Genomic DNA, 7328 nt, shown 5'->3' with positions numbered 1-7328 from the left:
TATACCGCCATTAAGCCGCAGATTGAACAGCGAACTGGTAGACATACCTTTACCGAGATCCGTCAGTGGATTATAGTACCAGTCGAGTAGATTCCCATTGCCGACAGTATCTACATAGCTATTGCGCATACCGCCAGTTACTACTACTGGCGAACCATCGGCCGAGACCAATTCTTCGTAAGGATACATTGCTGTGCTGTTCTGTGCATTCTGCGTTTTTCTATCAGTCAGATTGGTCTGAAAGGAAAAGTTGAGCCGATCATTCAGAAAGCGCTGATCGTATTTCATCAAGAGTGTCTTGCGCTCATTTTGGGTATATTTAGTTGCCTGATCCGATCGATTGAGACCGCCCGAAATATAAAAACTACCATCCTTAAAAGGTCTTGAAATCGCCAGATTATACTGTTGTTCGAAAGGTATTTGATATAAGTATTTCAATCTCTGTATACGATTGTCTTTTAGACGATAAGCATCTATTATCTCATTGCCTAGTTCATATGATAATTGGCCTTTACTCATTTTATCCAATATCTCCACCACCGGTGACACCGGTTGATAGCCAGTCTTCAAGCGAGCATTGTAAGCGCCCTTTTCGTAGAGAAACTTCTCTACGTCAATAAAATCACTGCTTGATATAAATTTGCTATAATAAAGATCAGGTTTATCAGCGATGCTCTGGATCACTTCGGCAGATAAGGAAAGTCGGTCTTTATTGCCTTGTTTAGTACTGATAACAACAACTCCATTGCCCGAGCGAGCACCCCATATAGAAGCCGCAGCGGCATCCTTTAAGATAGAGATCGAAGCGATATCTGCAGGATTGAGGCTACTTAATCCACCGTCATAGGGAAAGCCATCTACAACGATCAGAGGCTCCGCGTTCGCAAATAAAGTACTTTTGCCCCGGATGGTAAATTCAGGCTGATTTCCGCCCTCGTTGCTATTGATTTTCGGCAGTTGAAGCCCTGTTGTAAGCCCATTTATTCTAGAAAGTATATTAGATGAGACCGATCTGTCGATCAGCTTTTGATCTAGTACATCGACACTGCCGACCGTCCTTTCCTTTGAGATGCGCTGATAACCCGTATTGACAACCTCCACTTCATCCAGTCTATTATCAATAGGTATCAATTGAATATTAATTGATACTCCAGCGGTATAAGTCAATGATTGGGCATTATATCCTAGATGAGAGAATAAGATTTTGCCTTTTTTAGCTATTACTTTAATGGCAAAGGAGCCGTCACTTTTGGTGGATGCTCTACCCTTTTCATCTTCAATACGAACAGATACCCCTTGTATCGGTTTACCATCGAGTACCGAAACTATTGTACCAGATACTGTTAAAGGTCCCTCCGCCCCGCTGTCCTTGCGGGGCGTCTGAGCCGATAAACTAAACATAAAACACATAAGAGCTAATACAATAAAAGCTCTTATGTTCTTCAATACATTTAAAGAACAATTAACAAGATTGAAAAACAATGCGAACAGCATTATAAGTACTACCTTATCCAATAAGGCAGCGCATAGATTAGATCTTTTTATCATCTGCTTATGGATTGGTTATTATTCCGAAATTCTGTTAAAGAAATTGTGGATCCTTTGCTTGGTTTCCAGATCGGCCGTCATGGCTTCGACAGGCTCAGCAAATACGAATGGCACTGTATCGATGCCGATCTTGCGAAAGTGTACCAGGAAATAGGCAATCAGGACACGGTACAGCTGCATTAAGAATTCGTGTATCTGTTTAACATCAGCAGCATCTTCTTGTACTACACACTTTCTATAGTTTTCAAAGAGTCCCCACAGGCTTTGCCGACAGTCGGTGATTTTATGTTGGGACCAGAAGTCCGTAATGGTATTTAATGGATCGTATCCATTGTCGTATATTTCATAACATGCTAGCTCTCGAGGTAGCATATTGTTTGATTTTTGGTTCATTTTTGAGGCATTAAAATGATCAGTACCGCAAAAAATTAAAGCAATACTCATCCTATCCCGCGCGCTTGTATGCGCTCGGGTTCATAAAATAGTTTGAAAAAATGCTCCGAGTTAGTTGTCTAATAATTGATTACACAGCAGATGATATAGATACACTGACAAGCTTCGGATTGGGGCATAAAGACCCTTATTCCTAAAAATTAAGGTGGAATTGAATTGTTCGGATGTTTGTTTTTTAAAATCATAACTCGTTATTGGCTGAACGAGTCTTGGGAGAAGGCTTTTTGATACATGTGGGCCTACATGCCGTGGTTGCGAAAAAGTTTCTGAAGCCTAACGTAACACGGGCTAACAGTAGGCCCACATCTATCTTATTTCAGCAAATATACTAAAAGCTTTTATATAAGAATAGACGTGGGTATTTAAACTACTGCCTTGCGTTACGGCTTCAGAAATTGCAACCGCAAGACTCTTTTGTTATAAATACCTCATTTCAAAATGATATTACTGTAAATGTGATTCAAATATATCAATATTATACATAAAAAGCAAATTATTTACTAACCAAAATATCAATCACCAAATTTAGCTCATTTACACATGAACGTATGGTACCTTACTCCTTTTGAGATTTTAACAATTATAATCGTCAGGAATATTCGCTTAGAATTGGGTATATCAGGTGAAGAACTTTCTTTACATTTAGATAAAAGCAAAAAATATGTAGCAGTTATTGAAAGTACAGCTTCATATTCAAAATACACAGACGAAGTACTATTGAAAATTGCTATCTATTTCACTGAAATAGCAAAAAAGATTGAGCGTGAAAATGGAAAGGAAAATATTCCTGTGAATTTTAAAACGGAATATTCAATATTAGACCTGCAACCGTCTGAAATTCTTGACAGAGATAAAGTAATAAAAGAAATCCCTCCTATTCCCGCAGGAACAGGTTCAGCAGCAACATTAAGTGCTGTGATTGAAACAACAGATTTTTTTGACATTGCGAGAACACTTCCAGAAATTGTTGACTATTGTAATAATATCCAAAATCAGAATTGGAAAGGTTCAGATTTTACGAGTGCTTTAAGCCGAGCAACTAAGGGAGAAAATAAGCGTTTAGAGGTTAAATTAGTGAATGGAATTAATACTTATGTAGCGTATAAGCCAAAAGCAAAATCTTAAAGCCAAACTTATATGTTCATGATTTCTAGTCTTTAAGTACTTCTAATATTTCTATTTTACAGATTTCAATAAGACCAATTAGGGTATCAGCCTCACAGGTTTCATCCAAGCTTGCACTACCTGCGTCACCCAAAGAGAATTTCCCATTTGACCAACGTAATGTATTAAAATCTCTCTGCCCTAACCAAAGGTCTCCATCCTCCCACCATTCATAAATTGTTAATTCAGTACACTCAAAAAAATTTATAATAACATCATAGGCATAGCCATTTGTGACACGATAAAAGTCCGTAAGTTGTGTGATCACATGTTCTGGAACCTCTCTCGATCTAGCAGTATCGATAAAAACATTTAATTCTCCTGTGGTTGCGAGCACGAACGGAATTTCTAATAACTCTGGAAGAGACCTTAATAAATCGACTATTTTGGACTGATTAACATTCATAATTCTAATATGGCATCTTAGATTTAAATATACATTTTCTAGTATATCTAACAAAAGGAATAGTTTGGCTATATTTGTTGTAAGTTAGTAAGAACCGAATATGACAATGAACCTTACGTTTGAAGTAATAAAAATCTTAAGCATGTCAGAATTTGAACTTTTTAAAATGTTCAATGTATTCAAACTACGCAAAGGCATTGGAATGAGCCAGTTTGAGTTTGCTTTTTTATTAGGACAAAGGGACTTCTATATTCGAGACTATGAACGTCCAGATCACACGCTTATTCTTGGTCATGGCGAAAACAATACTATCCGATCCATTTATGACTGCAGGCTCGACGAAATTGTCCCTGTTTCATTGCCAAAATATGCAATTCGCATTCTCCGTGCAATAGGTGAAAATGGAAACAAGCACTTCAAAGTACAGAGAAGCTATGATAATAAAATTTGGAAGGATGATTTTGATTTAGCGTTAGGCGATGAGCAAAAAGAGTTAGGGCTACCCATCAATAGCGACGTTACGCAAGAAAATGTGCAGGATTGGATTAACTCAGCATATCAATCAGGCTATTTCAATATCCCGAAATCAGCACTACAGATTTTTCAGGATAGTAAGAATTTCTTTAAAGATTATGTACGTCCATTATTTATTATAAATGCGCTACAAACCTACACAAAAAAGAAAAAGGCTCCGCGTATCGTTAAGCTCCGGGATAAACTAAATGATTATGACATATTTGCAAATGAACAGTTTACAAATATGGGATTTCTACGTATAAAAGTCACTGATTATATAAGCAACGACTTTCCTGGGTTTGCCAGATGTGAATTTACCGATATAGATGGTGGTCTGCACATTATTGAAGATAAAGTACCTGTTTTAACCGATCAATTTTGGGATGAAAATACAACCTACCCGCGTTGGGCGCTGATTCCCGGAAAAATATTAGAACGGCGCACGGAGATTTTGACGACCAAAGCTGGGAAAGAGAAAAAAAGGAACATCATTAAAATCTCGCTTGAAAAACCATGGGATATTTATGACACCAGTGAGGAGACTGTTTTTGAGGTCTTTGATGTGGATGTTGTGGGGTGAGGAATCGAATCCACCTTTTCCTGAACAACCCTTTTGTTTCCATAGTTCTATAAACGAGCTTTATCTTATAACATTGAACAAAGACTATGTCAAATAAGAACAAGTCTAATATTTTTTAAAAATATATTTTCCATGGAATACATAACTGAAAAAAAAAACCAGCATTATTTACCGAAATTTTACTTAAAATATTTTTCAATAGAAAAAAATGAAAAGGAAATAGGAGTTTATAATATAAATAATAAAAAAACTATAAGGCATGCTCCTTTAAAAAATCAAGCCTCAAAAAAATTTTACTATGGAAAGGACGGGAAAATTGAAGATTATTTCTCAAAAATCGAAGGTGATTTTGCCAAAGTTTTAAAGAATATTCAACAAACACATACGCTACCCAAAAGATATTCGGATGACCGATCTAAATATGCTGATGATTATTCAACTTTGCTTCTTTTTGTAAGTTGCACTTTTTCTAGAAATCCAACAGTAATTGAAGGCATAACTAAAATGATCAATAAATCATTCGAACTACTTTTTTCCCCCGATGAGCATGAAAAATATGAAATACCAGAAATGGAAAAAGAAGAAAGCCTTCATTTAAATCTTAAAAATTTGTTTGACCTATGTCGTTTGATGCTGGACCTAGAGGTAAAATTGATATTAAATAATACCCAAATGCCCTTCATAGCATCAGATTTTCCTATTGCATTGTATAACTCATACCTAGAGAGAATGAAATGGCCTTTTGGGAAAACCGGATTTGGGGCAAAAGGACTTCAAATTTTTATCCCCATATCTCCGACGTTATTAATCTGTATTTTCGACCCACAGATATACAAAGTGGGTACAAGAAAGGCAAATAAAATTACACTAAATAATGAAAAAGATGTCATACAATTTAATGCTCTCCAGTATTTAAACTGTATTCAAAATTTATATTTTGATGAAAATTTAAACGACCATATGTTAAGTAAAATCATAAACTATTCATCAAAGTTTAAAAGAGCAAATGAGATTAATAATGAAAAATGCAGGATTATTGACTCTAAAAATGATGATGAAAGATTAGTCAGATTGGGCACCACAGATTTATGCATAAAATTAGAAATTGATGGTATAAAATATCTTAGCGGAGTATTAAGTTTAAAATTAGATTTGACCAAAATAATTTGTATGCGAGAGATACAGGAATACCAATACTTTGAAAAATTAAGAGACAAAAAATTAGCCCGTCATGTAATTCAACTGAGAAATCCGAAAATCGTCTAAAGCAGGGCATGCAATCTAAGAAATTAAAAATAAGTTGGATTTTAGTAATTTTTAAGCAGATCAACAATTTTTCTACAGGAAATACAATACACACTATTAAGAAGATAATAACAACCAGATATAAATTTCAGAATAAATTTGAAAATAGCCAATTTACTTCGGAATTCGATATTAAAAACCTCACAAAAAATTTAGACAATTCAAACAAAAATTATCAATTTTTGTTTGAATCGCATTAATACCTAGATTATGTATTCTTGTGATACCCTCAACTATTTCGCCATAAGAAGGAGTAATAATTAATTTTTACTCAAAATCTTTATTCAAATAATTGTTTGATAGCTAAAGCTACATTATAGGCCAACATAGGTGGAACCGCATTACCAATTTGACGATACTTAGTTGTCTGTGTTCCACTAAATTCCATTCCTTTCGGAAATGTTTGTAGGCAGGCGGCCTCTTCAACGGTTAATCTCCTCAAGGTTTCAGATACAGCCAAATTTGGTGCACCGCCAGCCAATAGATGTTGATGATATTCACTTATCCATGATTTTGCCCCTTTAATTTCCAATTGGATTTGATCAATAATTGGAGTTCTATTACCTCCCATAGATGCCGGTAAAGTAAGTGCTGGAACTTCAACATTTAATGGCCTTCCTTGTCCATTAAATAGCATCCCTGCAAATGGAGACTTTCTTAAAATTGGATTTTTTGCTACTGTAATCTTTGCAGTACATATACCATCGTTACCTACACTTCCGTATTTAGGGAGTTTGGATAATGCATCAAATACAGAAATAGGAGTTTCATAGGTAGTAGCTTTTGGTTCAAACGGTTCATTATCTTTAAATCCAACTAAAAACATTCGTTCCCGAGCCTGTGGAACCCCATAGTGAGCTGCATTTAACAAAAATAGTTTCGTTTTATAGCCTAATTTTTGTGCTTCTATTACCAAATCATTTCTTAGTCTTTGCCACCTGGTGTTTGTTGCCAATGCTTTTACATTTTCCATCACGAAACCTCGAGGGTTTAAATTCGCGACAACTGATATAAAATTCCAAACATGCTTACTTCTTGGATCCTTGGGATCCATTTTTCCTGCAATAGAAAAGCCTTGACACGGAGGCCCTCCAATTACTAAAGCTAAATCCTTAACTTTAGGTAGTTCCTGAAGTAGAAGATCTCCAGTTGTAACGGTGTGATTTGGAAAATAATTTTGGTATGTTTGCGTCGCGAATCTATCGATATCATTTGCCCATATAGTATTAAATCCTGCCTTCTGAAATCCAATATCAAGTCCACCAGCGCCCGAATATAGTGAAACTATATTCCCCACTTCCGAATGTCTTACTGCAGTTTGGTCTATCATATTATTCTAATTTGGAATGAGCCCCA

7 protein-coding genes are annotated in these 7328 nt (G+C 35.8%); 3 read left to right on the top strand and 4 right to left on the bottom strand.

Annotated features, from left to right (window positions below; all coding sequences use genetic code 11):
* Together HMAT_RS05230 and HMAT_RS05225 are read right to left on the bottom strand one after the other, a co-directional pair.
* A partial coding sequence (locus HMAT_RS05230) for a TonB-dependent receptor plug domain-containing protein (RefSeq protein ID WP_158655633.1) occupies window positions 1–1401 on the bottom strand: 1401 nt, incomplete at its 3' end.
* Window positions 1402–1566: 165 nt separating this feature from the next.
* Window positions 1567–1941: a hypothetical protein gene (locus tag HMAT_RS05225; RefSeq protein ID WP_158655632.1), complete on the bottom strand. Its 375-nt coding sequence runs from the start codon at window positions 1939–1941 to the stop codon at window positions 1567–1569.
* A gap of 600 nt (window positions 1942–2541) precedes the next feature.
* Here HMAT_RS05225 and HMAT_RS05220 point away from each other — a divergent pair.
* Window positions 2542–3126, top strand: coding sequence for a hypothetical protein (locus tag HMAT_RS05220; protein WP_104381725.1), 585 nt, complete (start codon window positions 2542–2544; stop codon window positions 3124–3126).
* A 25-nt stretch (window positions 3127–3151) separates the two neighbouring features.
* On the opposite strand, the gene HMAT_RS05215 is transcribed toward HMAT_RS05220, so the two are convergent.
* The gene (locus tag HMAT_RS05215; RefSeq protein WP_104381724.1) at window positions 3152–3571 is read right to left on the bottom strand and encodes a hypothetical protein; all 420 of its coding nucleotides are present in this window, start codon (window positions 3569–3571) and stop codon (window positions 3152–3154) included.
* A gap of 142 nt (window positions 3572–3713) precedes the next feature.
* Here HMAT_RS05215 and HMAT_RS05210 point away from each other — a divergent pair, with 142 nt between their 5' ends.
* A complete protein-coding gene (locus tag HMAT_RS05210; protein ID WP_158655631.1) occupies window positions 3714–4667 on the top strand; it encodes a hypothetical protein in 954 nt (317 codons plus the stop codon).
* 132 nt (window positions 4668–4799) lie between these two features.
* The gene (locus HMAT_RS05205; protein WP_104381722.1) at window positions 4800–5933 is read left to right on the top strand and encodes a DUF4238 domain-containing protein; all 1134 of its coding nucleotides are present in this window, start codon (window positions 4800–4802) and stop codon (window positions 5931–5933) included.
* A gap of 319 nt (window positions 5934–6252) precedes the next feature.
* Here the strand turns inward: HMAT_RS05205 and HMAT_RS05195 are convergent, their stop codons facing one another.
* Window positions 6253–7302, bottom strand: a complete 1050-nt coding sequence (locus tag HMAT_RS05195; protein WP_104381720.1) for a DNA cytosine methyltransferase — start codon at window positions 7300–7302, stop codon at window positions 6253–6255.
* Window positions 7303–7328: the final 26 nt, after the last annotated feature.

Source organism: Sphingobacterium sp. HMA12, assembly GCF_002933815.1.
In the GTDB taxonomy this organism is placed as follows: Bacteria; Bacteroidota; Bacteroidia; order Sphingobacteriales; family Sphingobacteriaceae; genus Sphingobacterium.
The sequence above is the reverse complement of the archived record's forward strand: the minus strand, read 5'-3'. Positions and strand labels throughout refer to the sequence as shown.